The following is a 26,979-nucleotide window of genomic DNA, read 5'->3' as shown; positions in this document are numbered from 1 at the left end:
GTGAGGAACACCGCCAGAAGACCGGCGATCCCGAGCACGATGCCGCGGTAGAGCGTGAATGCATTGACCGTGTCCTTGTAGGCATCCGGCTGCCAAAGGTAGATCTGCGGCAGATCCGGGGTGGCAAGCTCGGCGACGAAGGTGATGACGGCGCCCGGGTTGAGAGTGATACGGAAGACGTCGGCCTCATCGCTCGGCTGCCGGTCGAGGGCAAAACCTTCGCTCGGCGTGATCGACAGGATGCGCTGCGAACCGAGGTCCGGCCAGAACAGCTTTGAATTCACCAGCCGGAAATGCGGGGCGACGATCACCCGCTCGAGCTGCTCCTCCGAGACATTCGCAAGCGCGAAGACCGCCCAGTCGCCCTGGTGGTTTTCGGTGCTCGACCGCACCTCGATGCGACGCACGATACCGTCGGTCCCGGGCGCCGTCGAAACCTGGAACGCCTCGCCCCTTCCACTATAGATCTCGGTCGTGGCCGTCAGATCGAGTGCCGTGTCCTCGCGCGAGATCTTCACCGGTTCGAGCGCATGCGCGACGCCGCCGGCAAAGCCAATGGCGAAGACGACGAATGCGACCAGAAACGCCACCAGCTTTGCGGCTGGCCGCGCGAACGGCTTAGAGGTTAGGGGCATCAAAGGGGCATATTCCTGTTCGGTACGGCGTCTGCGGACAGGAGGGAGAACATCAGATGATCCCGCCACTGCCCGTTTATCTTCAAGTACTGTCTCAAATAGCCTTCACGCTCAAAGCCGGCCTTTTCAAGGAGCCGGATGCTGCGCGCATTCTCTGGAATACAGGCTGCTTCAATACGGTGCAACTCAAGGACCGAAAAGATGTAGGGGATCGTCAGCTTCAGCGCCTCGTACATGTGGCCCTGGCCGGCATATTTCTGCCCCATCCAATAGCCGATCATGCAGTTCTGGGCAGCGCCTCGGCGGATATGCCCGATGGTGAGGCCGCCGAGGAGTATTTCGTCCGGCTTGTGGAAAAGGAACAAGGGAACAGCCTGGCCGGAGGCATATTCCTGCTCGTTGCGGATGACGCGGCTGCGAAACGCGCTCTCGGTCATTTCGTCGGCACGCCAGCTCGGTTCCCACGGCTCCAGAAAGGCGCGGCTCTCGCTGCGCAGCTGATACCATTGGCGATAGTCGGCGTAGCGGGGGAGGCGGAGCAGATAGTTCCGGTTGGCGATCTCGATCGACTCGGGCTGCCGCGACAGAAACCGAAAAACCGATCGTGCCATATATACCTCCAGGCCAGGATCGCGGCGGGGCGGGGGCGTGTGCCTGCCGTCAACGGCGCTGCCGATCAAAACCTTCCGGTAGCGCCGCCACGCTCTGAAACGTTGCACAACTTCGCGCTCGAATCGAATCCGATTTTCAGGAATTGTACAAGAAAAACACTACGGTTTCGCCGGGTTACGCTGTTGCTCGGCGGCAGATCCGGTCAGATCGCCACGGCAGGCGTCTCGGCGGTCTTGACGCTGAGCGACGACAGGATGTCGCCCATCGGAGCCAACTGTTCGAGCGGGCCGATCGCCGACAGCGTCGGAATCGTATCGAAGAACAAGCGACCGGCAAGATCGGTCAGGCGCTCTCTCGTGATGCCGGACAGCCGTTCCATCAATTCCTCATTGGGAATGGGACGACCGTAGAGCATCATCTGGCGGGCGATCTGTCCCGCGCGCGCCGCAGGGCTCTCCTGTCCCATGAGCAACTGCGCGCGGATCTGCGCGCGGGCGCGATCGATTTCCTGCTGATCGATGCTCATCGATGATTTGCGCAGTTCATCGACGATCACCGGCATCAGTTCCGGCAAGTTCTCGCCGCCGGTGGCAGCATGGACACCGAAAATTCCGGTGTCGGAGAAGCCCCAGTGAAAGGCATAGACGGAGTAACAGAGGCCCCGATGCTCGCGCACCTCCTGGAACAGGCGCGAAGACATGCCTCCGCCGAGAATGTTGGCGAGGATCTGCGAACAGTAGAAGTCGCGTGCGTGATAGGCTTTCCCCTCGAAGCCGAGCAGGACCTGCGCATCCATAAGGTCGCGGCTTTCACGGCTGTCGCCGCCGGTGTAACGGGCGGTATCGAGAACGGGAGAGGAATGCGGCAGGCGCGGCAAGGAGGAAAAGCGTGTTTCGACCTCGCGTACGAAGGCATCGTGCTCGACTGCGCCGGCTGCAACGATAAAGATCCGGTCGGTCGTATAGTTGCGGCCGAGGTAATGGCGAATCTGGTCGGACGAGAAGGACATGACGGTGTCCGGCGTGCCAAGGATCGGGCGGCCGACCGTCTGGTCGCGGTAGGCCGTCTCGGCGAAGCGGTCGAAGACGACGTCGTCCGGTGTGTCGTCCGCGGCACCGATTTCCTGCAGGATGACGTGCTTCTCGCGCCTGAGTTCCTCGTCGTCGAAGGTCGATTCGGTCAGGATGTCGGCAAGGATGTCGACCGCCAGCGGCACATGATCCTTGAGAACGCGGGCGTAGTAGGAGGTCGTTTCGGTGGACGTGGCGGCGTTGAGCTCGCCGCCGACATTCTCGATCTCCTCGGCGATCTGGCGGGCGCTGCGCCGCCGCGTCCCCTTGAAAGCCATGTGCTCCAGCAGGTGCGCTATGCCGTGTTCATCCACGGTTTCGTTGCGCGAACCGGACTTGATCCAGACGCCGAGCGCCACGCTTTCGAGATGCGGCATCCGCTCGGTCACCACCGTCAGCCCGGAAGGGAGCTGGGTGCACTCAACTTTCATCATACGTTTCTTCTCGTTCTACTCCCGAACGCGGGTACGCTCGCCGATGAAGGTTTCGACGTTTTTAAGCTCCGGATCCAGGATATCGAAACGCTCCGCCCTATTCATGAGATCAGCAAGCCACGTTGGAAGCGCGGGGTCAATACCACTTGCCGATTTTACTGCGTCGGGGAATTTCGCCGGATGGGCCGTCGCGAGCGTCACCATCGGCGCGGACGATTTCGCGTGTTTTGCCGCAACGAACACGCCGATTGCTGTATGCGGATCAAGGAGATAGCCGCTGTCCTTGAAGGTCTTGCCGATCGTCTTCGCGACCTCCTTTTCCGAGGCGCGGCCCGCGCGGAACTCCTTGCGGATTTTTTTCAGGGCAGCGTCGTCGATCGCGAAGGAGCCCGATTGCTTGAGGCCTGCCATGGCCGCGCGCACCTTGGCAGGGTCACGATCGTAAGCCTCGAACAACAGTCTTTCGAAGTTGGAGGAGATCTGGATGTCCATCGAGGGCGATGTCGTTGCCTTGACCTCGCGCATTTCGTATCGGCCGGTTTTCAGCGTGCGTGCGAGGATGTCGTTCTCGTTGGTCGCGACGATCAGCTTGTCGATCGGCAAGCCCATGCGCTTGGCCACGTAGCCTGCGAAGATGTCGCCGAAATTGCCGGTCGGGACGGTGAAGGAAAGTTTCCGGTCGGGGCCGCCGAGCGAGATCGCGGCGGTGAAATAATAGACGATCTGAGCCATGATACGGGCCCAATTGATCGAGTTGACGCCCGAGAGCTTGACGCCGTCGCGGAAGCTCTCGTCGTTGAACATCGCTTTAACCAGGTTCTGGCAATCGTCGAAATTGCCCTTGATGGCAATCGCATGCACGTTCGCGGCCGGGGACGTCGTCATCTGCCTTTGCTGTACCGCCGAGACCTTGCCGTGCGGGAAGAGTATGAAGATGTCAGTGCGTTCCCTGCCGGCAAAAGCGTCGATTGCCGCGCCACCCGTGTCCCCGGACGTCGCGCCGACGATGGTCGCCCGTTCGCCGCGCTCCGCAAGCACATAGTCCATCAGGCGGGCGAGCAACTGCATGGCCACGTCCTTGAAGGCCAGCGTCGAACCGTGGAAGAGCTCCAGCACGAAGGAATTCGCTCCGGTCTGGACGAGCGGCACGACGGCCGGATGCCGGAAGGTGGCATAGGCCTCATCGATCATCTCGCGAAATTTTGCGGCCGGGATTTCGCCGTTGGTGAAGGGCTCGAGCACGGCAAAGGCGATTTCCTGATAGGACTTGCCGCGCAGCGCCCGTATTTCCTTCTTCGAGAGCGTCGGCCATTCCTTCGGCAAATAAAGCCCACCGTCGCGCGCGAGCCCTGCGAGGAGGGCGTCGCAAAAACCGAGGGGCGCCGCTTCTCCCCGTGTCGAGACATACTTCATCATTTTCACCCCTTCGTCCTGTCCACGCGTGCGGCCTATATGAGGTCCGCTGAGCCCGGCCGCCTTTTTGCGTCAGTCCCAGGCAAAACACCCCGTCAATCTTGTCACCATGGCAATTCCGGCTGGCCACGCTCTCCGGAATTTTCTGCATGGGACGGCTGACTGGATCGATTTTTCAAAACGCCGCTGCTATAGACGATGCCCGTGGGCCATGAAAGGCCCCGACCGAACGTTTTCGGCCTATAGCGCCGCGCGTCTTGATCAGACGCGGAAAGGACGCTGTAGCACTTTGAATTGCTGCATGTTTTTGTCCTTGAATCGGCTACGGTTAAGGAAACGTGCAGTAGGGCGTGATGGGCAGGGGCAGGCAGTTCTCCGCTCCGTCTCGCTCTAACCTATTGGAATCGATCACGATGATTTGGATTGATCCAGTCCAAACTCATCGTGATCTGGTGTTTAACCGGGTTCAGCAGAGGTTGTGTAACGTGTTTGGCAAAGTATCCCGCCGTGTTCTCGCCGTATCGCTTCTTGCGGCGCTCGCCGGCTGCAACAAGACGCAAACGGGCGGCGCCATCGAATCTGGCGGCAGCGCGTCCGCCGCGACGCCGGCGGTAATCCAGGCGGCCTGCCCTCAGGTCACTCTTCGGGACGGGACTTCCAGCTACCGCACCTATGCGAAGGGCGCGAAGAACGACCCGACCAAGGTGGTCTATCAGGCGTCACTCGCCGACACGACGCGCCAATGCGTACAGAGTGAAGATTCGCTCAAGGTCACGGTGGTGGTGCAGGGACGTGTCGTCGCCGGCCCCGCTGGAGGACCCGGCAAGGTGACCCTGCCGATCCGTGTGGCCGCGACGGACGGCGAAAAGACGCTCTATTCCGAACTCACCCAATTTCCGGTCGAGGTCCCGCAGGGTAGTGCCTCGACGCAGTTCGTGTTCACCAAGGCAGACGTCACGCTTCCCGCTGGCGCTGGCGCCGAGGCCAAGGTCTTCGTCGGCTTCGACGAGGGACCAACCCAGTGATTTCTGCATGCGCGTCTGAATAAGACGCGCGGCGCTGTAGGCGGGCGGTATCCCGCAGCGCGCAACGAAAAAACGCCGGGGCATGCCCCGGCGTTTCCTTGGTCTGTTCGCGGTCGCCTTATTCGGCGGGGACGCTCTTGCCGGCTTCCCATTTGTAGAGCGAGAAGCTCGGCGAGGTGAGGTCACCGGTTTCGCCGTAGGTCAGCTTGCCGATAGCGGTGTCGATCGCTTCGCCGGACTTGATTGCCGTCGCGACAGCGTTCGGGTCTTCGGCGGAGCCCGCCTTTTCGATGCCGGCCTTGAGGACCTGCACGGCGGCGTAGGCATTGAGCGTGAAGGCTTCGGCGGGGATGTTCTTGGCCTTGAGAGCTTCGATCACGGAGGCAGCCTCCGGGTTGCGGGTCGCGTCGCTTGCGTTGGTGTAGATCGTGCCGCTCGCCGCTTCGCCGCCGATCGCCCAGAACTCGGTGTTGGAGAGGCCGTCGCCGCCGATGAGCTGCGCCTTGACGCCCTGGTCGTGCATCTGGCGCGCGAGCAGGCCGCCTTCGGCATGGTAGCCGCCGAAATAGACGACATCGACATTTTCGGCCTTGAGGCGCGTGACGATGGCGCCGAAGTCCTTTTCGCCGGGGGTCAGGCCCTCGTAGACGACTTCGGTGATACCGCCCGCGTTGATCGCAGCCTTGAACCCGTCGGCAAGGCCCTTGCCGTAGGCGGCCTTGTCGTGCAGCACGGCGACGCGTTTGTCCTTGAAGTTTTTGACGACATAGTCGGCGGCGACCACCGCCTGCTGGTCATCGCGCCCGCAGGTGCGCAGCACGTTCCACAGCCCGCGGGTCGTGAGGTCCGGCGTGGTCGCCGTCGGGGTGACCATCAGGATCCCGTTTTCCGCGAGCACGTCGGACGCCGGCATCGAGGTGCCGGAGGTCACCGGGCCGACGACATAGCGCAGACCTTCGCCTGCAAGCTGGTTGGCAACGGATACGGCTTGCTTGGGCTCGCCGGCGTCATCGACGATCTTGATGACGATCTTTTCGCCCTTGATGCCGCCGGCATTGTTGATGGCCTCGACCGCCGCTTCGGCACCGTTCTTGACCTGCTCGCCGAAGGCGGCGACCGGGCCTGTGAGCGGAGTGATCACGCCAATCGTAATATCGGCATGGGCAAGCGGTGCGAATGCGACGCCGGCCGCCAACGTCAAACCGGTCAATATCGAAAGACGCATAATGTCTCCTCCTTGGAAATAACGCTTATGGACTGGTTGATATAGCCCTTGGGCGCATTGCGATAGCCATGATTTATGAAGGAGATCATGCGCAATCAATGCGGCATGGCGTCCTCGCGCGCAAAATAAACGCGCGCCCACTGCGACCCGCGGGACTTTCCGTCCCGGCAGCAGCCGGGGCGAAAAAGATTGGCCTGATCACACTGACCCGACCGTCAGGCCGTCATGGACTCCGACCATTCGGCAAGCGCGGCGATCACGCCGGGCAGGACCGCCATGCGGGAAATCACCGTCTCCGCGCCAGCTTCCGTCAGTTTGTCAGCGTGCGAGGGATAGGTATGGGCCCCGCCGGTGAAGCCGACGACGCGCATCCCTGCGGCACGGGCGCCATGAATACCATGCACCGAGTCCTCGATGACGAGGACGCGCGACGGATCGACACCGAATTGGGCGGCGCCGTGCAGGAAGATATCCGGCTTCGGCTTGACGCGGTCGGGGCCGAGATCTCGTGCGGAATAGATGTGTTGGCCGAAATGGTCCTTGATACCGACCTTTCCGAGCATGATGGCAAGGCGCTCCGTGGTGGAGTTGGAGCAGACGCAATGCGGCAGCGTCAGCTGCATCAGCGCCGGCTTGACGCCTTCGATGATCTTGACATCGCGGGCGAGCCGCTTGTCGAGAATAGCGTCGACCTTGTCGATCAGCGAAGCCGACAGCGGAATGCTCGCCTCCTTCTCGATCGCCAGCAGCGTATTGTGCCAGGTCATGCCGGCAAAGCGCTCGGCCATCTCCTCGACGCTGATCGGGTAGCCCGCCTCCGTCAGCAATCCGGCCTCGACTTCCGAGGCGATGATTTCCGAGTCGACGAGCACGCCGTCGCAGTCGAAGATAATGAGATCGATACCGGTCATTTGGGGGTTCAGTTCCTTGGGAGAAAAAGGCGCCAGCGGCAGGGGAGGAGTCTGGATCGCGGCGAAAGCGGTAGTCGGGCGAGCTTTATACGATGGCGGTCCAAAGCTCAACCTTTGGAAATCGCCCGAAGGGCCTCCGAGCTTTCTCGACAGCGTCGGGATGCACCTCTATCTGTAGCGCATGAACAAGGAACGCGACGACACGCTTGCGAGCCGCATCAGCCGCGTGCTTGCCGAAAGGATCATCTCCGGAGTGCTGCCGCCGGGCGAGCGGCTGCGGCAGGATCACGTCGCCGAGGAGTTCGGCGCCAGTCACGTTCCCGTGCGCGAGGCCTTTCGCCGGCTGGAGGCGCAAGGGCTCGCCGTAAGCGAGCCGCGCCGCGGCGTACGCGTCGCCGCGTTCGACCTCAAGGAGGTGCGCGAGGTTGCCGAGATGCGGGCCGCCCTGGAAGTCCTGGCCCTGCGCCACGCCGTGCCTCACCTGACACCGGCGATCCTCGACAGGGCCGAGGCGGCAACGGCCGCGGCCGACAGTTCTCGGGATGTGCGCTCCTGGGAAGCAGCGAACCGTGCCTTTCACCGGATCATTCTCGAGCCCTGCAGTATGCCGCGCCTGCTTGCCGCGATCGATGATCTTCATGCGGCAAGTGCCCGGTTTCTCTTCTCAGCCTGGCGTTCGAGCTGGGAGGCGCGCACCGATCACGATCACCGCGCCATCCTGACGGCTCTCCGTCAAGGAAAGGGCGAGGAGGCGGCCGCCATTCTCGGGCGTCATGTTGGATGGATCGGTAAGACTCCGGTAAGGACCGCCGCAGGCGAAGTCCGCGACGCTTTCTCGATCATCGGTTAACACGCCTGACAGAGAGCGTGATCTCAAATTATCTATAATTTCTACACGAAGGGACTCGCTGAATGCGTCGACCGGCAGTGTCCTGTCGCAGGCGGCGGGCAAACGCGTAGCGTCTGCCTATTGATTGCATCGCTATTTATGAGTATCGGAGAAATTATAGATAATTTTGCAGATTATCTATAATTCTAAATCCTAGCTTGGGAGAACCCATGTCCGATCTCGTTTCTGCGCATTCCCCTGTCTTCGATCCGCTGCGTCTCGGCGGCAAGACATGGCCCCTCAGGGCCCTGTTCGTTCTGGCAGGCACCGCCTTCCTTGCACTTTCCTCGCAGATCAGCGTGCCGATGGTGCCGGTGCCGATCACCATGCAGACCTTCGCAGTCACCATGATCGGCGTCACCTACGGCTGGCGTTTGGGCGTCGTCACAATCCTCGCATGGTTGGCGGAAGCCATCGTCGGACTGCCGGTGCTCGCAAACGGCGCGGGCGGCATCGCCCATTTTGCCGGTCCGACCGCCGGCTACCTTGTGTCGTTCCCGTTGATCGGCGGCTTTGCCGGTTGGCTGGCTGCCCGGGGCTGGGCGGGCGATCGGGTGACACTAAGCTTCCTCGCGCACCTTTCCGCCAATGTCCTCTGCCTTGTCATCGGTGCGGCGTGGCTTGCGATGCTGATCGGCGTCGAAAAGGCGGTCATGCTGGGTGCGGTACCGTTCCTGCTCGGTGCCGTCCTGAAATCCGCGCTCGCCGCCGCGGTCCTCAAGGCGATCCTGCACTCCGTTCGCAAGCCGGCGGACCTGCTTTGACAGTCCGCCTGCGCGGACATCATCTTCTGTGCCTGCTGACTTTCGTGGGCGAGGGCTACACGCCCTCGTTCACCCGCAACTACCATGTCGTTGCCGCCCGCCTTTCCGCCGGCGAGCCAATCGAGATCGTCGACGGGCCGGATGATATCTGTGCGCCGATGCTGGGTCTGGCCGAGGCTCATTGCCGCAACGACAATATCGCCTGTCGCGACAGTCGGGCTTTGGCTGCGGTGGCAGAACTGCTCGGGCTTCCGCTTGGCCCGAGCTCCGTTCTCATCCTCGACGACCGGCGCCTTCAGGATCTGCGCGGCGCCTTTGCGCTTGGCTCTGTTCGCGCCGCCTGCGATGAATGCGAGTGGTCCGCCCTCTGCACGCGCGTCGCGCGCGACGGCTTTGCCGGCACGGTCGTTCGAGGAGTGCCGGCGCCGCTTCCCCTATTACGGGAAGAGCTCTGAGAAGGTTTTTTCGCCGGTGTCGGTAAAGCGAATGGCGCGGCTGTTCTGCTCGCGCTTCGCCCACCCCTTGTCGATGAAGAGGGTCAAGAGTGCCTCACCAAGCGAGCCAGCAAGATGCGAGCGACGCTCGCTCCAGTCGAGGCAGGTCCGGCAGATCGGTCGACGGGATTTCTTGAGCGCGGCATAGTCGATGCCCAAGGCCTCGACGCGGGTCCGACCGGCATCGGTCAGTGCGAGGTCATCGCCGGTGATTTCGATTTGACGGGCGGCGACCAGGCTGTCGAGCATACGCACCCCGTAGTCGCCGGCGAGGTGATTGTAGCAGACGCGTGCCTTTCTGAGCGCGGGATCCTTCGGTCCCGGTCGATGGCGAGTCAACCCGCGGCTCGCTGCAAAGCCCATGATGCTTTCGAGCATCAGCCCGACCTCATCCTCGCTCAAGGCATAATAGCGATGGCGACCCTGCTTGCGCTGCGTCAGCAATCCGCCGGCCTCCAGCTTGGCAAGGTGCGAGCTTGCGGTCTGCAGCGTGATTCCGGCATGCGTAGCAAGCTCGGTTGCCGTCAATGCCCGGCCGCCCATCAACGCGGTCAGCATGTTGGCGCGCGCGGGATCGCCGATGAGCGAGCCGATCAGGGCAATGTCCGGACCTTCCTTCATAGTTCGATCATAGTCGAAGCATCCGCGCAGGACAAGCCGGCATAGTGGTCGTCAACCAGAAAGGAGACGACCATGATCACCTGCTTCATCCGCTACGAGATCGATCCGTTCCGCAAGGACGATTTTGCGACCTATGCCCGCAATTGGGGCGAAGCCATTCCCCGCTGCGGTGCCGATCTCATCGGTTATTATGGCCCACACGAAGGGTCGGCTACGACTGCCTACGGCGTCTATAACATCGATAGCCTCGCCGCCTACGAGGCTTACCGCGCAAGGCTTGCCGCCGATCCGCTTGGCCGCGAGAATTACGAGTTCGCCAGGCGTGAGCGCTTCATCCTGAAGGAGGACCGCATCTTCCTGAAGAGCGTGTCACAGCCGCACGGAAAGGAGTGACGCAATGATCGCCGTGATTTTCGAAGTGCTGCCGGCCGAAGGCAGGCGCGACACCTATCTCGGCCTTGCCGCCGATCTGCGTCCTCTGCTGGAGGGGATCGACGGCTTCATTTCGATCGAGCGCTTTCAAAGTCTTGCCGATCCGAACAAGCTGTTGTCGCTTTCCTTTTGGCGAGACGAGGCGGCGGTGAAGGCCTGGCGCAACGGTGCCGAACACCGCGCCGCGCAGGAGGCCGGACGACGCGGAGTCTTTGCCGATTACCGGCTGCGGATCGCGGCAGTCGTCCGGGACTACGGCCTCAACGACCGCGATCAGGCCCCTCCGGATAGCCGGCAATGGCACGACCGAGCCGGGACGACTTGAGAGGAAGCGCTCGACAGCCGAGCACTGATCGCGGGTAGGCATGGACGCAAATTTTTCCGGAACGGTTTCAGGCTTTGGTAACCATCTTCGGTAACCATAAGCGTATAGTCAGTCCGAGTAAGCGTATTTGCGAGTTGTCCATGTCTTCAGTTGTTTCGCTTGCCGAAATCTCCCGTGCCGCCCGTCCGTTGAACTGGCTCGACAGCATCATCAAGGGGGATTGCGTGGCAGCGCTGAACGCGCTTCCCGATAATTCCGTCGATGTCGTCTTCGCCGATCCGCCCTACAATCTCCAGCTCGGCGGCATGCTCCACCGGCCTGATCAATCGCTGGTCGATGCCGTCGACGACGACTGGGACCAGTTCGCTTCCTTCGAGGCTTACGACGCCTTCACCCGGGCGTGGCTGCTTGCCTGCCGCCGTGTGCTGAAGCCGACCGGCACGCTCTGGGTGATCGGTTCCTACCACAATATCTTCCGGGTCGGCGCGATCCTGCAGGACCTGCATTTCTGGATCTTGAACGACATCATCTGGCGCAAGACCAACCCGATGCCGAACTTCAAGGGCCGCCGGTTCCAGAACGCGCATGAAACCCTGATCTGGGCTACACCGAACGCGAAGGCCAAGGGCTACACCTTCAATTACGAGGCCATGAAGGCGGCGAACGACGACGTTCAAATGCGCTCCGACTGGTTGTTCCCGATCTGCTCCGGCGCCGAGCGTCTCAAGGGTGACGATGGCAAGAAGGTGCACCCGACGCAGAAGCCGGAGGCGCTGCTCGCCCGCATCCTGATGGCGTCGACCAAGCCCGGCGACGTCGTGCTCGATCCGTTCTTCGGTTCCGGCACCACCGGAGCTGTCGCCAAGCGCCTCGGCCGCCATTTCGTCGGCATCGAGCGCGAGCAGGATTATATCGATGCCGCGGCCGAACGCATCGCCGCTGTCGAACCGCTCGGTAAGGCGACGCTTTCCGTCATGACCGGCAAGAAGGCAGAGCCTCGCGTTGCCTTCAACACGCTTATCGAAAGTGGGCTGATCAAGCCCGGCACGGTTCTGACCGATGCAAAGCGTCGCTACAGCGCGATCGTGCGTGCGGACGGCACGCTCGCCTCGGGCGGCGAGGCCGGGTCCATTCACCGCCTTGGCGCAAAAGTTCAGGGTCTTGATGCCTGCAACGGATGGACATTCTGGCACTTCGAAGAGGGCAACAGTCTCAAGCCTATCGACGAACTCAGATCCGTCATTCGAAATGACCTGGCAAAACTGAACTGATCAACCAGTTCCGCTCGGGTCTTCGAAAAGCGCTCCGTCCGGTTTTTGTACCTTCAGTCCCGGAAGGAGAGCTTTAAACGCCCGGAATCCGATGAGGATTCCGGGCGTTTGTATTGAGGCAGGAACGGCCCCTCATCCGGCCTGCCGGCCACCTTCTCCCCGTCTTTACGGGGAGAAGGGACTTGCCGCGAGCTCTTAGTCCCCTCTCCCCGCAGGCGGGGAGAGGGTTAGGGTGAGGGGCGATCGCAGACGCATCAAGCTATGAAATCGCTGTTTTCTGGAGCAGCAAAACCCCGCCGCGATTGCAGCAGGGCTTCTCATCAAAAGGCGCGCGCATCACAGGAAGAAGTCGTCGACCCGCAGGCTGGAGACGCCGTTTACCTTGATCTGGAAATCGGCATAGCCGTCGCCGTTGACATCGCCCGAGACGACGCCGGAGCGGAAGTTCAGTTCGCCGGCGTCGCCCGAAAAGGCGGCACTGCCGATGAAAACAAACTTCTGGTTTCCGCTCCAGGTCGTGTCGGCATCGATCGTCGAAAGGTCGATGACGTCCCATTCCGACCGGTGGAAATCGGCGATCACATCGCGCCGGCTGCCGACCGCCGATTCGCTGATCGCGTTGAAATCGAAGCTGTCGGTGCCGGTGCCGCCGTTGAGGTAGTCGAAACCGGTACCGCCGCGCAGGATATCAGCGCCCGCACCACCATAAAGATCGTCGTCGCCGGTGCCGCCATCGAGGAAATCGTCGCCGCCGAGGCCCTCGAGAATGTCGTGGCCGCCGAGCCCGCGTAGCACATTGGCGACCGAACTGCCGGTAATGTCATCATGGCCGTAGTTGGTGCCGGTCGCGTTCTCGACGCTGATCAAGTCTTCCCGGCGGCCGGTGCCGGTGGTCGCATATTTGTAGCCGAGGTCGATCGTCACACCCCTGCCGCGCTCCGAACCGAAGCTGTCCTGCAGTTGGTAGCTGATGGTGTCGATGCCGGTGCCGCCGTTGAAGTAGTTCTTGAAACCGACCGAAAGAAAGGTGTCGTTGCCGCTATCGCCATAATAGTCGCTGGCGTAGGTTTCAATCTCGAAGCGGTCGTTGCCGCTGCCGCCGTAAACCACGTCGTAGGAGCTTGCGTCACGGACACGTGCGTCGGCGACATAGAGATCGTCCCCGGCGCCCATGAAGATGTCGTTGCCGCCTTCGAAGTAATTAACGACAACATCGTTGCCGTAGCCCGCGTCGACGAAGTTATATCCGCCGTAACTGTCGGTCCTGTTGAGGTGAATCTGGTCGTTTCCATCAAGTGCATAGATCTCTACCGAGATGTAGCCGTTCTGGACGATCTTGTCGCTGTAGTTCGTGCCGTAGATACGCGTGGCCATGGAACAGAACCTTTCGGGGTGGGCGTCGAATTCTGGTTCTGATCATGGACGGCAACAGCTGAATGACGGCTGAACCGATTGTGGCGCTTTGATGATTTTAGAGCCGTCGCGGGTATCGCAAACCCGCGCGGCGTTAGCCGAGCCCGTCGAGGTCCTCAGTGCTGAATGCGGTAGCAGGCGAGATCGACTTTCAGCTTCTCGGGGTCGGTGAAGTGAACGGCGTGCCAGCCCGCAGCACGCGCGCCCTCCACATTGGGCATGCTGTCGTCGATGAAGAGCGTGGCGGCGGGCTCCAGGTCGAAGGCCTCGGCGTGGGCCTGATAGATCGCGACTTCCGGCTTGATCAGGCCGACATCGCCGGAGACGGTCACGCCGCGTGGCAGCGTCAGGAAGGGATAAAGCTTCTGCGCCTCGCGGAACGTATCGGACGCGAAATTGGTGAGCATGGTGACGTCGCGTCCCTCGGCGATCAGTCCTTCCATGAGGGAGACGGTCTCGACATAGGCATGCGGCACCATCTCGTGCCAGCATTTGCGAAACGCCCGAATCTGGTTCTCGCGATCCGGGTGCACCCGAATCAAAGTCTCCTCCGCCTCTTCCCACGAGCGCCCACGGTCCTGTTCGACGTTCCAGTCATGGGTGCAGACATTGGCGAAGAACCAGTTGCGCTCGGCTTCGTCCGGGATGATGCGGCAGTAGGGCAGACGCGGGTCGTAATGGATCAGCACCTTGCCGATGTCGAAGACGATGTGGCGGATGTTTGCGCTGCTCATCGGCAATCCTTAGTTTCCAATGGGTTCTGTGTGGGATAGGCAAGGACCGCTTCACGCCGTGTTTGTTCTAGCTTCGCTCGGCCTTGAAGGCGCTTGGTATAGCCTGGGCGATCGCCTTTTTCATGACGGTTGGCAATGCCTGCGCGCCGAGCGACGCCATCGGCTCCCACCATCCGTTCAAGCCCGTCTCGGCGCGCTGAACATTGGCGCGGTAGATCGAGAGGCGCAACTCGAAATGCGTAAAAACATGCGTGATCGTTCCGCAGGGCTCCCAAGGCGCGGCGAAAGGTTGGGCGGCGATCGAGGTCTCGCCGTCGCGGCGTGCAGTCCATCCTGTCCCGGGCACTTCGGTCATGCCGCCGAGAAGGCCGGTGTCGGCGCGCTTCTGCAGATAGACGGCGTGTGAGCGGTCGATCGCCACGAAGGCCGCGCCGAGGCGCAGCGGTTTTTGCTTCTTTTCCGCCTTGCGCGGGAAGGTTTCGGGGTCGGCCGTTGCAAGCGCCAGACAGCCTGCCCGGAAGGGACAGAGCGAACAGGCCGGCCGCTTCGGGGTGCAGATCGTTGCGCCGAGATCCATCATCGCTTGTGCGAAGTCGCCGGGACGATCCTCCGGGGTGAGCGCAAGGACCCGCGCCCGCATTTCCGCCTTGGCCGCGGGCAGTGGCGTTTCGATCGCGTAGAGCCGGGAGATCACGCGCTCGACATTGCCATCGAGAACGGCGCTTCGACGGTTGAAGGCGATCGCCGCGACCGCCGCCGCCGTGTAGCCGCCGATGCCGGGAAGTGCCTTCAGCGCTTCCTCACTGTCCGGAAAGCGCCCGCCGTGCTCGCCCGCCACCGCTTCGGCGCATTTTTTCAGGTTGCGCGCACGGGCGTAGTAGCCGAGCCCGGCCCAGGCTTTCATCACGTCTTCGGTCTCCGCTGCGGCAAGATCGTTGATTGTCGGCCACAGCGTCAGGAACTTGTTGAAATACGCCTTGACCGCCTGGACAGTGGTCTGCTGCAGCATGACCTCGGACAGCCAGACGTGGTAAGGATCAGCGACAATGCCCTTTCGCGCCATTGGCGGCGAGACCCGCCAAGGAAGATCGCGGTGGTGGCGATCGTACCAATCGAGAAGAAGAAAGGTGGCGTCCGCCGCCTTCGGGGTGTCGTGCATCATTTGCCGGGGAATCCTTTTCCGGCCTATAGTTGGATGATGGGAACTTACAGCGCCGCACGTCTTATCATACGCGCGAGGGTCGCTGTAGCACTTTGAATTGCTGCATGTTTGTCGTTAAATCGGCTACGATTTAAGGAAACATACAGTAGGCTTCAAGGCGCAATCGGAATTGCAAACAGAAAGTCGTGCCGGTGAATCAAGAGAAGGCCCGCAGGGGCGTCGTCCAGATCAGCGAGGTCGCAAACGGCCTGATCGATCCGGTGCTCGCCAAGCGCGCGGGCATCAACACTATGCTGCTGGGCTCCTGGGACGAGATCGCCGGTCCGGAATTTGCCGACTGTACACGTCCGGAAAAAATCGCCTGGCCGCGCCGTGCTTCTGAAATGGGCGGCGAGGGCGGCCATCAGCCGGGCGTTCTCACTGTCGCCTGCGAGGGCGCGAGGGCGCTTTTCCTGACCCACGCCCAGGGCGAACTGATCCAGCGCATCAACGGTTTTTTCGGCTTCTACGCGATCGGCCAGATCCGGATCGTGCAGAAGCCGGTTGCGGCCCCACCCAAACCGTTCCGTCGTCCGCGTCCGCTCGTCGGCGAACCCGCGCGAAAGCTCGACGCCATGGTGGAAGGCGTAGAAAGCGAGGCGCTGAAGGCGGCGCTCCGGCGTCTTGGCACCGCCGTGTTTTCGTCGCGCCGGAAGACAACGTGATCTTCAAGCGGTCACATTTCTTTGAATTCAGTTGAGACGCCGCCCCTTGTCGCCTCCAACAAGGCAAGTTATCGAATTCGCAGTTCAATTTTCCTCACAGAACACAGGTCAAATTTATGTCCGCTTCCGAAAAGAGCCTTTCGAAACGCCTGCTGGGCGGTGCCGCCGTCGCCGCGCTCGCTCTGATGCTCGCCGCCTGCAGCGAGGAGAAGAAGGAGACGGCTTCGACTGCGCCGACTGAAACCAGCGCGACCGCGGAGGCGCCGACCACTGCGTCCACGCCGGCAGCACCCGCCGCCACCAGCGAGGCGAAGCCTGCGCAAACCGAAGTTGCCCAAGCAACCGCACCCGCTGCCAAGGTCGAACTGCCGCAGTCGGAAGGCAGTGTCGATATGAAGAAGCTGCTCGAACCGGGCCCGCTGCCGGAAATGGCGCTGGGCGAAGCCAATGCGCCGGTGACGATCGTCGAATACATGTCGATGACCTGCCCCCACTGCGCGAACTTCCACAACAAGACCTTCGACGCCATCAAGGCGAAATATATCGACACCGGCAAGGTCCGCTTCATCGTGCGTGAATTCCCGTTCGATCCGCGCGCCGCCGCCGCCTTCATGCTGGCGCGCTGCGCGCCGGAGGGGCAGTATTTCCCGATGATCTCGATGCTGTTCAAGCAGCAGGAGCAGTGGGCCGCAGCGCAGAACGGCCGCGATGCGCTCTTGCAAATGTCCAAACTCGCCGGTTTTACACAGGAGAGCTTCGAGGCCTGCTTGACGAACCAAAAACTTCTGGATGATGTGAACGCAGTGATGCAGAGGGGTGCCAAGGATTTCGGCGTCAAGTCGACTCCGACCTTCTTCGTCAATGGTGAGCACTTTTCGGGGGACATGTCGGTTGACGTTATGTCGGCCCTCATCGACAGCAAGCTCTGATCCTTCGCTTATTCGAACGACGGGCGACGGCAGCGGCCGTGCGCCCGTTTTTTCGCTTTATGCGCCCTTCCTTCATGGTGAACGGGTAGATCGCCGCCAACGGGCGTTCCGCCCATGAAGTTCAACAAGCTCCGCCTGCTTGGTTTCAAATCCTTCGTCGAACCGACCGAATTTGTCATCGAGCGGGGCCTCACCGGTGTCGTCGGGCCAAACGGCTGCGGTAAGTCGAACCTTGTCGAAGCGCTCCGCTGGGTGATGGGCGAAAACTCTTACAAGAACATGCGCGCGTCCGGCATGGACGACGTGATATTTTCCGGCTCGGGCAACCGCCCGGCGCGCAACACGGCTGAAGTCGGACTCTATCTCGACAACAACGATCGCACGGCGCCTGCCGCCTTCAACGACAGTGACGAGATCCAGGTGACCCGCCGCATCGAGCGCGAGCAGGGCTCGGTTTATCGCATCAACGGCAAGGAGGCGCGTGCCAAGGATGTGCAACTGCTGTTTGCCGACGCGTCGACCGGGGCGCGCTCGCCATCGATGGTCGGGCAGGGCCGGATCGGCGAACTGATCGCTGCCAAGCCTCAGGCGCGCCGTCAATTGCTCGAAGAGGCGGCCGGCATCTCCGGCCTGCATTCCCGCCGTCATGAGGCGGAACTGCGTCTGCGGGCGGCCGAGACCAATCTCGAGCGGCTCGATGACGTGACGTCCCAGCTCGAAAGCCAGATCGAGAGCCTGAAGCGCCAGTCCCGCCAGGCCAATCGCTTCAAGATGCTGTCGGCCGATATCCGCCGGCACGAGGCGATCCTTTTCCATATCCGGTGGGTGCAGGCCAAAGAAGCGGAAGCCGAGGCGACGAGCCAGCTTAACCAGATCACCGCACTGGTCGCCGAAAAGGCGCAGACACAGATGGAGGCTGCGAAAGCCCAGGCGGTCGCCAGCCTCAAGCTGCCGGAACTGCGAGAGAACGAGGCGAAGCTCGCGGCGGCGCTGCAGCGCCTGCAGATCGCCCGTTCGCAGTTGGAAGAGGATGCCGGCCGGATTCTCAGGCGCCGCGACGAATTGCAGCGCCGGCTGGCGCAGCTCGCCGAGGATATTGCCCGCGAGGAACGGTTGGTTGCAGACAATGCGGATATTCTCGCGCGCCTCGACGAGGAGGAAGCGGAGCTCCGGGACGTGCTGGCGGAGGCTGATGACCGCGCCGGGGAGGCGCGCGAGCGGCTCAATGCTGCCAATGAGGCGCTGGCGATCAGCGAAGCTGAGCTTGCACGGGTGACGGCCGACCGGGCCGAGGCCCAGGCGGGTCGCAATCAGATCGAAAGAACGCTTCGCGATCTCTCCGAACGGCAGGCGCGCCTTGTCCGCCAGCTTTCCGACCAGGCACGCGATCTCGATGATCTCGACCGGCAGATGGCCGCACTTCCCGATCCGCATGAGAAGCAGGGACAGGTGGAAGTCGCGGAGGCTGCGCTGGACGAAGCTGAAGCGGCTGTCGTTTCCATTGAGGAGGCGCTCGCCGACGCTCGCGCCGATGAGGCTGCTGCCCGCCCGCCGGTCGATGAGGCGCGTGCAGCGTTGAACGGAATCGAGGCCGAGGCACGCACGATCCGCCGGATGCTGGAGGCGGTCGGCGGCGGTGCCTATCCGGCGATCGTGGAGGAGATGAAGGTCGAACGCGGGTTCGAGACGGCCCTTGGTGCGGCGCTTGGCGACGATCTCGATTCGCCCTTGGATCAGGCGGCGCCCGCGCATTGGCGAATGCCAGGCGACCATTCTTCCGATCCATCCTTGCCGGCGGGTGCGGTACCGCTCGACGGCTATGTGCGCGCACCGGAGGCGCTCGGGCGGGCGCTTGGCCAGATCGGGATCGTCGAAAGCGAAGCGGAGGCGGAGCGCCTGCTGCCGCTGTTGAAGACCGGCCAGCGCCTGGTGACGAGGGAAGGCGCGGTCTGGCGCTGGGACGGTCACGTGACCGGATCGGAGGCGCCGAGCGCCGCAGCCTTGCGGCTCGCGCAGAAGAACCGGCTTATCGAGCTCGAGAGCGAGACCGAGGATGCGACCGAAGCGCTGCGACGGGCCGAAGCCGATCTCACGGCAGCCGGTGCACGCATCCGTGCGGAGGATGAACGGCTGCGCCTTGCGCGCGATGCCCAACGCATGATCGGCCGCCAACTCACCGAGGCGCGGGAAGCGCTGGCGACGGCCGAACGTGCCTCGGGCGATCTCGCCCGCCGCCGCGCAGTTCTTGCCGAAACGAAGCTTCAGCTGGAGGGACAGGTCGAGGAGGCGGCGGAACAGATCGAGGCAGCCAACGACGCGCTTGCCGCAGCACCCGATCTCTCCGAGCTTGAGCTCCACCTGCGCAACCAGACGGCGGCGGTTGCCGCCGATCGCGCCGCGGTCGCAGAGGCACGTGCTGCCCATGACGGTCTTGCTCGCGAAAACGAGATGCGTCAGCGCCGGCTTTCGGCAATCGCCGCAGAACGCGAGACGTGGCGGGCGAGGGCAGCGAGCGCCGAGGAACATATCGGGACGCTGCGCGACCGCGAGGCGGAAACGCGGGACGAGGTCGAGGAACTGATCGATGCGCCGGACGAGTTCGAGGACAAGCGCCGCGCGTTGATGAACGAACTGCAGAAGGCGGAGGCTTCGCGCCGCGAAGCAGCCGGTGTTCTCGCCGAAGCAGAAGGCCGGCAGCGCGAGGCGGATCGGGCGGCTGCCGCTGCGCTTTCGGATCTCGCCGAGGCCCGTGAGCAGCGCGGTCGCGCCGAGGAACGCCTGGTTTCGGCCCGCGAGCGTCGCGTCGAGATCGAGGCGCGCATTCACGAGGGCCTTGCCTGCGCGCCGCACGAGGTGATGCGCCTGACGGGGCTTGCCGCCGATGCCGCGCTGCCCGGGATGCACGGCGTCGAGCGCGAGCTCGAACGGCTGAAGATCGAGCGGGAACGGCTCGGAGCCGTCAATCTTCGCGCCGAGGAAGAGCAGAAGGAACTCTCCGAGCGCCTGGCGGCGATCCTCAAGGAGCGCGACGACGTCATCGAGGCGATCCGCAAGCTCCGCAGCGCCATCCAGAATCTCAACCGCGAGGGGCGCGAGCGGCTGATCGCCGCCTTTGACGTGGTCAACGGGCAGTTTCAGCGGCTGTTCACCCACCTCTTCGGCGGCGGCACGGCGGAACTGCAACTGATCGAGAGCGACGACCCGCTCGAGGCCGGTCTCGAAATCCTCGCCCGTCCGCCCGGCAAGAAGCCGCAGACGATGACGCTGCTCTCGGGCGGCGAGCAGGCGCTGACGGCGATGGCGCTGATCTTCGCGGTCTTCCTCACCAATCCGGCACCGATCTGCGTGCTCGACGAAGTCGATGCCCCACTCGACGACCACAATGTCGAGCGCTACTGCAACCTGATGGACGAAATGGCGGCCTCGACCGAGACCCGCTTCATCATCATCACCCATAACCCGATCACCATGGCGCGCATGAATCGCCTCTTCGGCGTCACCATGGCCGAGCAGGGCGTCTCGCAGCTCGTTTCCGTCGACCTGCAGACGGCCGAACGCATGCGGGAAGTGGTTTGAGCTGCCTACCCGATCACGTCAGGTGACCTTGAACGAGCCGAGTTGGCGCCGCCGTGTTGGCTGTCGCCGGCTTGCGTTTCAATTTTGATGCACCGCAGCAAAAATCTTCGTCGAGTGCATTTTCACTCCGAAACATATACTGTAGACCGTCATCAAAGCTGTTTCTGGGTGGAGAGCAGGCATGACGAAATGGGTATATACCTTCGGCGGAGGCAAGGCCGAGGGGCGTGCGGGGGATCGCAACAAGCTTGGCGGCAAGGGAGCGAATCTCGCGGAGATGTGTAATCTCGGCCTGCCGGTACCGCCGGGACTGACAATCGTCACGGATGCCTGCAACAGCTATTTCGACAATGATCGGGCCATGCCCGATGGCCTGCGTGAGCAGGTGCGGAAGGGCATTACCCGGATGGAAGAGATCACTGGCCGCACGTTCGGCGACACGACCCGTCCGCTTCTCCTGTCCGTCCGTTCCGGCGCGCGCGCCTCGATGCCCGGCATGATGGACACGGTTCTCAACCTTGGCCTCAACGACCAGTCCGTGCATGCACTCGGGCACGACGCCGGCGATGCGCGCTTCGCCTGGGATAGTTACCGGCGCTTCATCCAGATGTATGGCGATGTCGTCATGGGCGTCGACCATGAGGTCTTCGAGGAAATCCTGGAGGACGAGAAGGGGCGGCTTGGCCACGAGCAGGATACGGAACTTTCGGCCGTCGAGTGGCAGCACGTCATTTCGCGCTACAAGGAGGCGATCGAGGAGGTGCTTGGCGAGCCCTTTCCGCAGGATCCCGAGATCCAGCTCTGGGGCGCGATCGGCGCCGTCTTTTCGAGCTGGATGAACCCGCGCGCGATAACCTATCGCCATCTTCACGGAATTCCGGTCGGCTGGGGTACTGCGGTCAACGTTCAGGCCATGGTCTTCGGCAACCTCGGAAATTCGTCTGCGACGGGCGTCGCCTTCACCCGTAATCCTTCGACGGGCGAAAGCGAACTCTATGGCGAGTTTCTGGTGAACGCCCAGGGCGAGGACGTCGTTGCCGGCATTCGCACGCCGCAGAATATCACCGAGGCTGCGCGCCTTGCATCGGGCTCAGACAAGCCGTCCCTGGAAAAGCTGATGCCCGAGGCCTTCGCCGAATTCGAGGCGATCTGCAGCAAGCTCGAACGGCATTACCGCGACATGCAGGACCTGGAATTCACGATCGAGCGCGGCAAGTTGTGGATGCTGCAGACGCGCTCCGGCAAGCGCACCGCCAAGGCGGCGCTGAAAATTGCGGTCGACATGGCCGAGCAGGGGCTTATCTCCAGGAAGGAAGCCGTGGCGCGGATCGATCCGGCCTCGCTCGACCAACTCCTGCATCCGACGATCGATCCTCATGCTCGGCGAGACATCATCGGTTCCGGCCTGCCGGCTTCACCCGGCGCGGCAACCGGCGAGATCGTCTTTTCCTCCGAAGAGGCCGTGCACGCGGTCAAGGAAGGCCGCAAGGTCATTCTGGTTCGCGTCGAGACGAGCCCCGAGGATATCCACGGCATGCATGCGGCGCAGGGTATTCTGACGACCCGAGGGGGAATGACGAGCCATGCGGCCGTCGTTGCCCGCGGCATGGGCACGCCTTGCGTTTCCGGGGCGGGCAATATCCGCGTCGACCCGCGCAACGAACTCTTGATCGCCGCGAGCGTGACGCTGAAGAAGGGTGACGTCATTACGATCGACGGGTCTTCCGGCCAGGTGCTGAAGGGCGAAATCCCGATGCTTCAGCCCGAGCTTTCGGGCGATTTCGGCCGGATCATGGAATGGGCCGATCAGAGCCGCCGGATGACTGTCCGCACCAACGCCGAAACGCCGGCGGATGCGCGCGCCGCCCGTTCCTTCGGCGCCGAAGGCATCGGCCTCTGCCGCACCGAGCATATGTTCTTCGAGGACGACCGCATCAATGTGATGCGCGAAATGATCCTCGCTGAAGATGAGGCGGGCCGGCGCACGGCACTCGCCAAACTTCTGCCGATGCAACGCTCGGATTTCATCGAGCTCTTCTCGATCATGCACGGCCTGCCGGTCACGATCCGCCTTCTCGACCCGCCGCTGCACGAGTTCCTGCCGAAGACGGATGAGGAGATCGCCGACGTCGCCGGCGTCCTGTCGATCGATCCTTCGGAACTGCGCCAGCGGGTCGATGCTCTGCACGAGTTCAACCCGATGCTTGGGCATCGCGGCTGCCGCTTGGCGATTTCCTATCCGGAAATTGCCGAAATGCAGGCTCGCGCCATCTTCGAGGCCGCGGTGGAAGCCGCGCACAAGACCGGCGCTGCCGTGGTTCCGGAGATCATGGTGCCGCTCGTCGGGCTTCGCTCCGAGCTGGATTATGTCAAGGAACGGATCGAGGCAGTCGCAAAGGACGTCATCGGCGAGGCCGGCGTAAACATCGACTACCTGATCGGCACGATGATCGAGCTGCCGCGCGCGGCGCTCCGGGCGGACACTATCGCCGAATCGGCTGATTTCTTCTCCTTCGGCACCAACGACTTGACGCAGACCACCTTCGGCATCTCGCGCGATGACGCGGCCCTGTTTCTTGCCACCTACCAGCAGAAGGGCATCATCGAGCAGGATCCGTTCGTCTCTCTCGATTTCGATGGTGTCGGCGAGTTGATCCAGATTGCGGCCGAGCGCGGACGGCGGACCAAGAACGGCCTGAAGCTCGGGATATGCGGCGAGCACGGCGGCGATCCCGCCTCCATCCGCTTCTGTGAGGAGGCGGGTCTCGACTATGTCTCCTGCTCGCCCTTCCGCGTGCCGATCGCACGGCTGGCGGCGGCGCAAGCGGCAATCAGCGGCGGCGGCAAGGCGGAGGCGCTGGCGGCGAGTTGACTGCTGTCCACGCGCGCGCCTCTGCCCGCGGCGGCGCACCGGTCGGCGTCAATACCAATAATACGGCCTGCGTATCAGGAAGTCGTTGTCGTAGCGGAAGGCGCGCGCCTCGGCGCGACGGTCAAGTTCTATGCGCTGCAGGCAGGTGGCGAACGCATCTGTGCCGCGCCGAAAGCCATAGGAGGCGCAGGTCGTTTCGTCCCTTGCGCGCCGCTCCTGCGGCGTCATCGTCTGGCACCCGGCAAGCATCAATCCTGCCGCAGCGAGGGTCAGCAGTCTCAAAGGTTTCATCATTGCCTCCTGAGCGGCACCGGTGGCACGCGACGATTCTGCCGAAGGCCAAGCGAGCACAACGGATGTTGCTTAGCGCCAATCTCGCTGACGGCCGCCGCCGGTGCCAGCGTGTTGGGAACAGAGGTCGGCCGAAGGGTGGGGCGTCATGTCCACGTCGGAGCGAGGCAAAAAGTTCGAAGCGCTTCGTTCTCTGCATGGAGAGGATACAAGCATGCACGGGTGACGCATAAGGCAAGGTCCGCAAGGCGCGATTCAATTAAACCGCGATATCATGCGCCCGCCGCAGGCGACTGGTCAACCACCGTTGGGCCGCTGTTCAGATCCGCTCGAGCACGCCGACGAAGGCCTCGGCAAAGCTTTTCAGATCCGCGGTTTGCTCGCCTGGCTGCTCGACGCGGATCGCATTCCCGTCTCCACCAAGGCAGACGAACAGGATCGTTGGCGCCTTTCCGGCATCGCTGTACCGGATGGCGGCGATCGTGAGGCAATCCTCGATGAGACCGGAGGCCGGCAGGGTGAAAAGCAATTCGCCGCCGATATCGGCAGCGACAGTGCGCACAAAGGCGGCAAATTCATCCTTGCTTCCGGAAAATCCATCGAGCGAAAGTTCCAGTTCGAGCAGTGCCATCGGTATGGCACCGTCGCCGGGTTGAGGCAGGAGGGTAGGGGCAGCCTTCGTCACGGTTGTTTCCGATGCGACCATGATGTCCTCTCCGTTGATTGCCGCGCGCCCGTTCCTCACGACGCTGGCTGATGCCTCCAGTTGAACTTTCTCCGCCACGGAACGTTTGGCGGGAATTTGGAATAGGTGTTTAACGAGAATGGCGAATTTGCGGCACCGCCGCAAGCGCAGTTTCGTCGGGAGATGCACGAGCATTGTCTGTTCCCACGCCCGACGCCATAGTCTAAGAAGGCCATGCTCTGTTCCGCTTCGGGGATTGATTCCGTTAGATGATTATCCGCTACGAGCGTCCCTATTCCCACGCCGCGCACTGGGCGCGCGGGCTCGCCCGCATCGCATTTGCGATCTTCGCGCTGTCGCTGCTGGCGCACCGTTTCGGTCCGTTGACCACGCCGCATTTTCTGGCGCTTGCCTTGCTGTCGGGTGGCCTTGCTCTGACCGGCGTGCTGCTCGCGGCGATCGGGCTCACTCGCCTGTGGAAGGTGGCGGCGGTTGGCGGCATTGCGTCGCTGTCCGCACTCGCCTATGCCGCCCCTCCGCTCGGCTTTCTTGGCTACGGCGCGGTGCAATATCTGATGCGGCCAAAAGTCTACGACGTCACGACCGACACGGTGACGCCGCCGCCGTGGATCAAGGCTCCCGTCGCAGAAAAGAGCTGGCTCGCGCGCAACCCCACGGTGACGCCGCAGGATCGGGAAGCGCAAATCGCCGCCTATCCGGGATTGACGGGCAGGCGCTACGACGGCGCACTCGACCGCGTGTTCCAGGGCGTGCGCAAGGTTGTCGGGGAAACGCGGATCGCCACCACCGCCGAACTCGGCGTCGAGAACGCCCGTGCAGACCTCGGGGATCTGGCGGTTCAGCGCGGCGCAGGAGCGGACACGAACAGCGAGCCGGACGTCATTCCGGTTCCGGCTGCGCGTCCCGCGCCGGATCTCGATGCACTTCCAGGACGGCGCTCCACCGACGTCGTGCTGCAGGGCGAATGGCGTACCCTGATTGTCGGCTTTCGCTTCGATGTGCTGATCAGGCTCCGGGAGGAGGCGGAGACGACTTTCGTCGATCTGCGCGTGGCATCTCGCTATGGTGCCCATGATCTCGGCATGGGCGCCGCCTTTGCCGAGGAATTCATGCGGGCGCTTGACGCCGAACTTCTGGGCATTGCCGGCGATTGACCGCGCTACAGCACCTTGGTCATCCGGCGACGCCCGACGCCAGCCAATAGTTGCCGAAGAGCGACGGCGGCCCGTCGGTTTCGACGCGGCCCCGTTCCACGAGGTCCTCGAGATGCGCCAGGACTGAAAGTGCCGCGGCCCCGTGGAGCCGCGGGTCGGTAGAAGCGTAGATGACTTTCACCATGTCCGGGATCGTCCGGTCGCCGGCGCGGATGCGTTCAAGCACGGAGCGCTCGCGCATCTTGCGGTGTGCCCGAAGGGCTCGGACGAACGCCCCGGGGTCGGAGACCGGGCCACCATGTCCGGGCAGATAAAGCCGATCGTCCCGCTGCAACAGCTTTTCGAGCGAGGCCATGTAGTCGGCCATGGCGCCGTCGGGCGGTGCGACGATGCTCGTCGCCCACGCCATCACGTGATCGGCGGAAAAGAGGATGCCGGTGCCGTCGAGTGCGAAGGCGGAGTGATTTGCGGTGTGGCCGGGTGTCGTCACGGCCGTCAGGCTCCAGCCGTCGCCCTCGACCCTCCCGCCTTCGGAAAGCGCTATGTCGGGCATGAAATCCATATCGGAGCTCTCGGCGAAGGGGTTGGTTTCGCCGGCATGCAAGGGCCGGGCCACCCGGTGAGGGCCTTCGGCAACGATCACGGCGCCGGTCGCGACCTTTAGCCGCCGGGCGAGGGGGGAATGGTCGCGATGCGTATGGCTGACGGCGATGTGCGTCACCTCGCGGCCATCGAGAGCAGCCATAAGCGCACGGAAATGTGCTTCGTCGTCAGGCCCCGGATCGATCACCGCGACCGAGCGTTTGCCGACGATATAGGTGTTCGTTCCATGGAAGGTGAAGGGGCCGGGATTGTTGACGGTGATGCGCTGTACGCGGTCGGCAACGGGCACCGCCTCGCCGTGGGCCGGCTTGAAGTCGAGGTCGAAATCCGGTCCCTGCATGCGTCTCTTCCTGGCTTTCACGTGTACTCGATCTCGAAAGTGGCCATCGCTCTGCGCCTCCCTTCACGACGTTCCGCGGGCGCGCGGCGACAATAGGCCAAAGCGCTATCGGAGGAAACCGCTTCCGGCACTCGAAATCTTACGCGCGACGTCGGCTGCTTGCGTCGAGCCGGCTGACGGCCGGCGAAATAAATCTACACCGAAGGCGAAGTTAAGCATTGTGACGGGCGGCGAGCTTTGCTAATCAGGCGCTCGATTTGGCAAGGCGATTTCTCGCCAGCTTAAGTTGGGGCGTAGCCAAGCGGTAAGGCAGCGGTTTTTGGTACCGCCATTCCCTGGTTCGAATCCAGGCGCCCCAGCCATCGCTTCTTGAC

The 26,979-nt window shown here is 62.8% G+C and carries 25 protein-coding genes and 1 tRNA gene; 13 read left to right on the top strand and 13 right to left on the bottom strand.

Annotated elements, in window-relative coordinates:
• The 4 genes from QN222_RS14485 to thrC all read right to left on the bottom strand — a co-directional run.
• Nucleotides 1-635: 7TM-DISM domain-containing protein (locus QN222_RS14485; RefSeq protein WP_284005484.1), on the bottom strand; the 635-nt coding region annotated here is incomplete at its 3' end.
• A complete protein-coding gene (locus tag QN222_RS14480; RefSeq protein WP_283962852.1) occupies nt 635-1,246 on the bottom strand; it encodes a GNAT family protein in 612 nt (203 codons plus the stop codon). The genes QN222_RS14480 and QN222_RS14485, both read right to left, overlap by 1 nt.
• A 203-nt stretch (nt 1,247-1,449) precedes the next feature.
• Entirely contained in the window at nt 1,450-2,751 is a 1,302-nt protein-coding gene (locus QN222_RS14475) for a pitrilysin family protein (protein WP_283962853.1), read from the bottom strand.
• A 15-nt stretch (nt 2,752-2,766) separates the two neighbouring features.
• Nucleotides 2,767-4,167 carry a threonine synthase gene (gene thrC, locus QN222_RS14470; RefSeq protein ID WP_283962875.1) on the bottom strand — a complete coding sequence of 467 codons (1,401 nt, stop codon included), beginning with the start codon at nt 4,165-4,167 and terminating at the stop codon, nt 2,767-2,769.
• 482 nt (nt 4,168-4,649) lie between these two features.
• Here thrC and QN222_RS14465 point away from each other — a divergent pair, with 482 nt between their 5' ends.
• The gene (locus QN222_RS14465) at nt 4,650-5,189 is read left to right on the top strand and encodes a hypothetical protein (protein ID WP_180940416.1); all 540 of its coding nucleotides are present in this window, start codon (nt 4,650-4,652) and stop codon (nt 5,187-5,189) included.
• 118 nt (nt 5,190-5,307) lie between these two features.
• Here the strand turns inward: QN222_RS14465 and QN222_RS14460 are convergent, their stop codons facing one another.
• Both QN222_RS14460 and QN222_RS14455 read right to left on the bottom strand, forming a co-directional pair.
• A complete protein-coding gene (locus QN222_RS14460) occupies nt 5,308-6,414 on the bottom strand; it encodes a branched-chain amino acid ABC transporter substrate-binding protein (RefSeq protein WP_283962855.1) in 1,107 nt (368 codons plus the stop codon).
• A 215-nt stretch (nt 6,415-6,629) separates the two neighbouring features.
• On the bottom strand, nt 6,630-7,325 hold the full coding sequence (locus QN222_RS14455; RefSeq protein ID WP_283962856.1) for an HAD family hydrolase: 696 nt from the start codon (nt 7,323-7,325) through the stop codon (nt 6,630-6,632).
• A gap of 181 nt (nt 7,326-7,506) precedes the next feature.
• Here QN222_RS14455 and QN222_RS14450 point away from each other — a divergent pair, with 181 nt between their 5' ends.
• From QN222_RS14450 to QN222_RS14440, 3 genes are all read left to right on the top strand, one after another.
• The gene (locus QN222_RS14450; protein ID WP_283962857.1) at nt 7,507-8,175 is read left to right on the top strand and encodes a GntR family transcriptional regulator; all 669 of its coding nucleotides are present in this window, start codon (nt 7,507-7,509) and stop codon (nt 8,173-8,175) included.
• A gap of 209 nt (nt 8,176-8,384) precedes the next feature.
• Nucleotides 8,385-8,978 (top strand): biotin transporter BioY, encoded by a 594-nt coding sequence (locus tag QN222_RS14445; protein ID WP_283962858.1) that lies wholly within the window; start codon nt 8,385-8,387, stop codon nt 8,976-8,978.
• On the top strand, nt 8,975-9,433 hold the full coding sequence (locus QN222_RS14440; RefSeq protein WP_283962859.1) for a DUF1284 domain-containing protein: 459 nt from the start codon (nt 8,975-8,977) through the stop codon (nt 9,431-9,433). Before QN222_RS14445 ends, QN222_RS14440 begins: the two co-directional genes overlap by 4 nt.
• On the opposite strand, the gene QN222_RS14435 is transcribed toward QN222_RS14440, so the two are convergent.
• A complete protein-coding gene (locus QN222_RS14435; RefSeq protein WP_283962860.1) occupies nt 9,416-10,093 on the bottom strand; it encodes a winged helix-turn-helix domain-containing protein in 678 nt (225 codons plus the stop codon). The genes QN222_RS14440 and QN222_RS14435 overlap by 18 nt on opposite strands.
• 72 nt (nt 10,094-10,165) lie before the next feature.
• Between QN222_RS14435 and QN222_RS14430 the strand changes: the two genes are divergently transcribed.
• From QN222_RS14430 to QN222_RS14420, 3 genes are all read left to right on the top strand, one after another.
• Nucleotides 10,166-10,486, top strand: a complete 321-nt coding sequence (locus QN222_RS14430) for an NIPSNAP family protein (RefSeq protein ID WP_283962861.1) — start codon at nt 10,166-10,168, stop codon at nt 10,484-10,486.
• Nucleotides 10,487-10,490: 4 nt separating this feature from the next.
• Nucleotides 10,491-10,850, top strand: a complete 360-nt coding sequence (locus QN222_RS14425; protein ID WP_283962862.1) for an antibiotic biosynthesis monooxygenase — start codon at nt 10,491-10,493, stop codon at nt 10,848-10,850.
• Nucleotides 10,851-10,990: 140 nt separating this feature from the next.
• A complete protein-coding gene (locus tag QN222_RS14420) occupies nt 10,991-12,121 on the top strand; it encodes a site-specific DNA-methyltransferase (RefSeq protein ID WP_136507193.1) in 1,131 nt (376 codons plus the stop codon).
• Between the two features lie 336 nt (nt 12,122-12,457).
• Here QN222_RS14420 and QN222_RS14415 read toward each other — a convergent pair whose 3' ends face one another.
• From QN222_RS14415 to mutY, 3 genes are all read right to left on the bottom strand, one after another.
• The gene (locus tag QN222_RS14415) at nt 12,458-13,495 is read right to left on the bottom strand and encodes a calcium-binding protein (protein WP_283962863.1); all 1,038 of its coding nucleotides are present in this window, start codon (nt 13,493-13,495) and stop codon (nt 12,458-12,460) included.
• Between the two features lie 155 nt (nt 13,496-13,650).
• Complete coding sequence (locus tag QN222_RS14410; protein WP_283962864.1) at nt 13,651-14,268, bottom strand: HAD family phosphatase; 618 nt, start codon at nt 14,266-14,268, stop codon at nt 13,651-13,653.
• 67 nt (nt 14,269-14,335) lie between these two features.
• Nucleotides 14,336-15,430 (bottom strand): A/G-specific adenine glycosylase, encoded by a 1,095-nt coding sequence (gene mutY, locus QN222_RS14405; RefSeq protein WP_283962865.1) that lies wholly within the window; start codon nt 15,428-15,430, stop codon nt 14,336-14,338.
• Nucleotides 15,431-15,621: 191 nt separating this feature from the next.
• Here mutY and QN222_RS14400 point away from each other — a divergent pair, with 191 nt between their 5' ends.
• The 4 genes from QN222_RS14400 (at nt 15,622) to ppdK (ending at nt 23,511) form a co-directional block, all read left to right on the top strand.
• Complete coding sequence (locus QN222_RS14400) at nt 15,622-16,134, top strand: DUF721 domain-containing protein (protein ID WP_283962866.1); 513 nt, start codon at nt 15,622-15,624, stop codon at nt 16,132-16,134.
• Between the two features lie 116 nt (nt 16,135-16,250).
• Complete coding sequence (locus QN222_RS14395) at nt 16,251-17,063, top strand: DsbA family protein (RefSeq protein ID WP_283962867.1); 813 nt, start codon at nt 16,251-16,253, stop codon at nt 17,061-17,063.
• Between the two features lie 114 nt (nt 17,064-17,177).
• On the top strand, nt 17,178-20,639 hold the full coding sequence (locus QN222_RS14390; RefSeq protein WP_284005482.1) for a chromosome segregation SMC family protein: 3,462 nt from the start codon (nt 17,178-17,180) through the stop codon (nt 20,637-20,639).
• Between the two features lie 181 nt (nt 20,640-20,820).
• Entirely contained in the window at nt 20,821-23,511 is a 2,691-nt protein-coding gene (ppdK, locus tag QN222_RS14385) for a pyruvate, phosphate dikinase (RefSeq protein ID WP_283962869.1), read from the top strand.
• Nucleotides 23,512-23,559: 48 nt separating this feature from the next.
• Here ppdK and QN222_RS14380 read toward each other — a convergent pair whose 3' ends face one another.
• Together QN222_RS14380 and QN222_RS14375 are read right to left on the bottom strand one after the other, a co-directional pair.
• Nucleotides 23,560-23,802, bottom strand: a complete 243-nt coding sequence (locus tag QN222_RS14380; protein ID WP_283962870.1) for a hypothetical protein — start codon at nt 23,800-23,802, stop codon at nt 23,560-23,562.
• A gap of 319 nt (nt 23,803-24,121) precedes the next feature.
• Nucleotides 24,122-24,508: a hypothetical protein gene (locus tag QN222_RS14375; protein ID WP_283962871.1), complete on the bottom strand. Its 387-nt coding sequence runs from the start codon at nt 24,506-24,508 to the stop codon at nt 24,122-24,124.
• 248 nt (nt 24,509-24,756) lie between these two features.
• On the opposite strand from QN222_RS14375, the gene QN222_RS14370 reads away from it, so the two are divergent.
• Nucleotides 24,757-25,662, top strand: a complete 906-nt coding sequence (locus QN222_RS14370; protein ID WP_283962872.1) for a DUF1499 domain-containing protein — start codon at nt 24,757-24,759, stop codon at nt 25,660-25,662.
• A 19-nt stretch (nt 25,663-25,681) separates the two neighbouring features.
• On the opposite strand, the gene QN222_RS14365 is transcribed toward QN222_RS14370, so the two are convergent.
• Nucleotides 25,682-26,605, bottom strand: coding sequence for an MBL fold metallo-hydrolase (locus QN222_RS14365; RefSeq protein ID WP_283962873.1), 924 nt, complete (start codon nt 26,603-26,605; stop codon nt 25,682-25,684).
• A 287-nt stretch (nt 26,606-26,892) separates the two neighbouring features.
• On the opposite strand from QN222_RS14365, the gene QN222_RS14360 reads away from it, so the two are divergent.
• A tRNA-Gln gene (locus tag QN222_RS14360) sits at nt 26,893-26,967 on the top strand.
• The last annotated feature ends 12 nt before the right edge of the window (nt 26,968-26,979 follow it).

Source organism: Sinorhizobium sp. 6-70 (assembly GCF_030124375.1).
Lineage (GTDB): Bacteria > Pseudomonadota > Alphaproteobacteria > Rhizobiales > Rhizobiaceae > Sinorhizobium.
Note: the sequence above shows the minus strand (reverse complement) of the source record. Positions and strands in the feature narration are given on the sequence as shown.

Coding starts and splice junctions, on each gene's coding strand:
- QN222_RS14480 (WP_283962852.1), bottom strand. CDS start 1,246: ATGGCACGATCGGTTTTTCGGTTTCTGTCGCGGCAGCCCGAGTCGATC.
- QN222_RS14475 (WP_283962853.1), bottom strand. CDS start 2,751: ATGATGAAAGTTGAGTGCACCCAGCTCCCTTCCGGGCTGACGGTGGTG.
- thrC (WP_283962875.1), bottom strand. CDS start 4,167: ATGATGAAGTATGTCTCGACACGGGGAGAAGCGGCGCCCCTCGGTTTT.
- QN222_RS14460 (WP_283962855.1), bottom strand. CDS start 6,414: ATGCGTCTTTCGATATTGACCGGTTTGACGTTGGCGGCCGGCGTCGCA.
- QN222_RS14455 (WP_283962856.1), bottom strand. CDS start 7,325: ATGACCGGTATCGATCTCATTATCTTCGACTGCGACGGCGTGCTCGTC.
- QN222_RS14450 (WP_283962857.1), top strand. CDS start 7,507: ATGAACAAGGAACGCGACGACACGCTTGCGAGCCGCATCAGCCGCGTG.
- QN222_RS14445 (WP_283962858.1), top strand. CDS start 8,385: ATGTCCGATCTCGTTTCTGCGCATTCCCCTGTCTTCGATCCGCTGCGT.
- QN222_RS14435 (WP_283962860.1), bottom strand. CDS start 10,093: ATGAAGGAAGGTCCGGACATTGCCCTGATCGGCTCGCTCATCGGCGAT.
- QN222_RS14430 (WP_283962861.1), top strand. CDS start 10,166: ATGATCACCTGCTTCATCCGCTACGAGATCGATCCGTTCCGCAAGGAC.
- QN222_RS14425 (WP_283962862.1), top strand. CDS start 10,491: ATGATCGCCGTGATTTTCGAAGTGCTGCCGGCCGAAGGCAGGCGCGAC.
- QN222_RS14420 (WP_136507193.1), top strand. CDS start 10,991: ATGTCTTCAGTTGTTTCGCTTGCCGAAATCTCCCGTGCCGCCCGTCCG.
- QN222_RS14415 (WP_283962863.1), bottom strand. CDS start 13,495: ATGGCCACGCGTATCTACGGCACGAACTACAGCGACAAGATCGTCCAG.
- QN222_RS14410 (WP_283962864.1), bottom strand. CDS start 14,268: ATGAGCAGCGCAAACATCCGCCACATCGTCTTCGACATCGGCAAGGTG.
- mutY (WP_283962865.1), bottom strand. CDS start 15,430: ATGATGCACGACACCCCGAAGGCGGCGGACGCCACCTTTCTTCTTCTC.
- QN222_RS14395 (WP_283962867.1), top strand. CDS start 16,251: ATGTCCGCTTCCGAAAAGAGCCTTTCGAAACGCCTGCTGGGCGGTGCC.
- QN222_RS14390 (WP_284005482.1), top strand. CDS start 17,178: ATGAAGTTCAACAAGCTCCGCCTGCTTGGTTTCAAATCCTTCGTCGAA.
- ppdK (WP_283962869.1), top strand. CDS start 20,821: ATGACGAAATGGGTATATACCTTCGGCGGAGGCAAGGCCGAGGGGCGT.
- QN222_RS14380 (WP_283962870.1), bottom strand. CDS start 23,802: ATGAAACCTTTGAGACTGCTGACCCTCGCTGCGGCAGGATTGATGCTT.
- QN222_RS14375 (WP_283962871.1), bottom strand. CDS start 24,508: ATGGTCGCATCGGAAACAACCGTGACGAAGGCTGCCCCTACCCTCCTG.
- QN222_RS14370 (WP_283962872.1), top strand. CDS start 24,757: ATGATTATCCGCTACGAGCGTCCCTATTCCCACGCCGCGCACTGGGCG.
- QN222_RS14365 (WP_283962873.1), bottom strand. CDS start 26,605: ATGCAGGGACCGGATTTCGACCTCGACTTCAAGCCGGCCCACGGCGAG.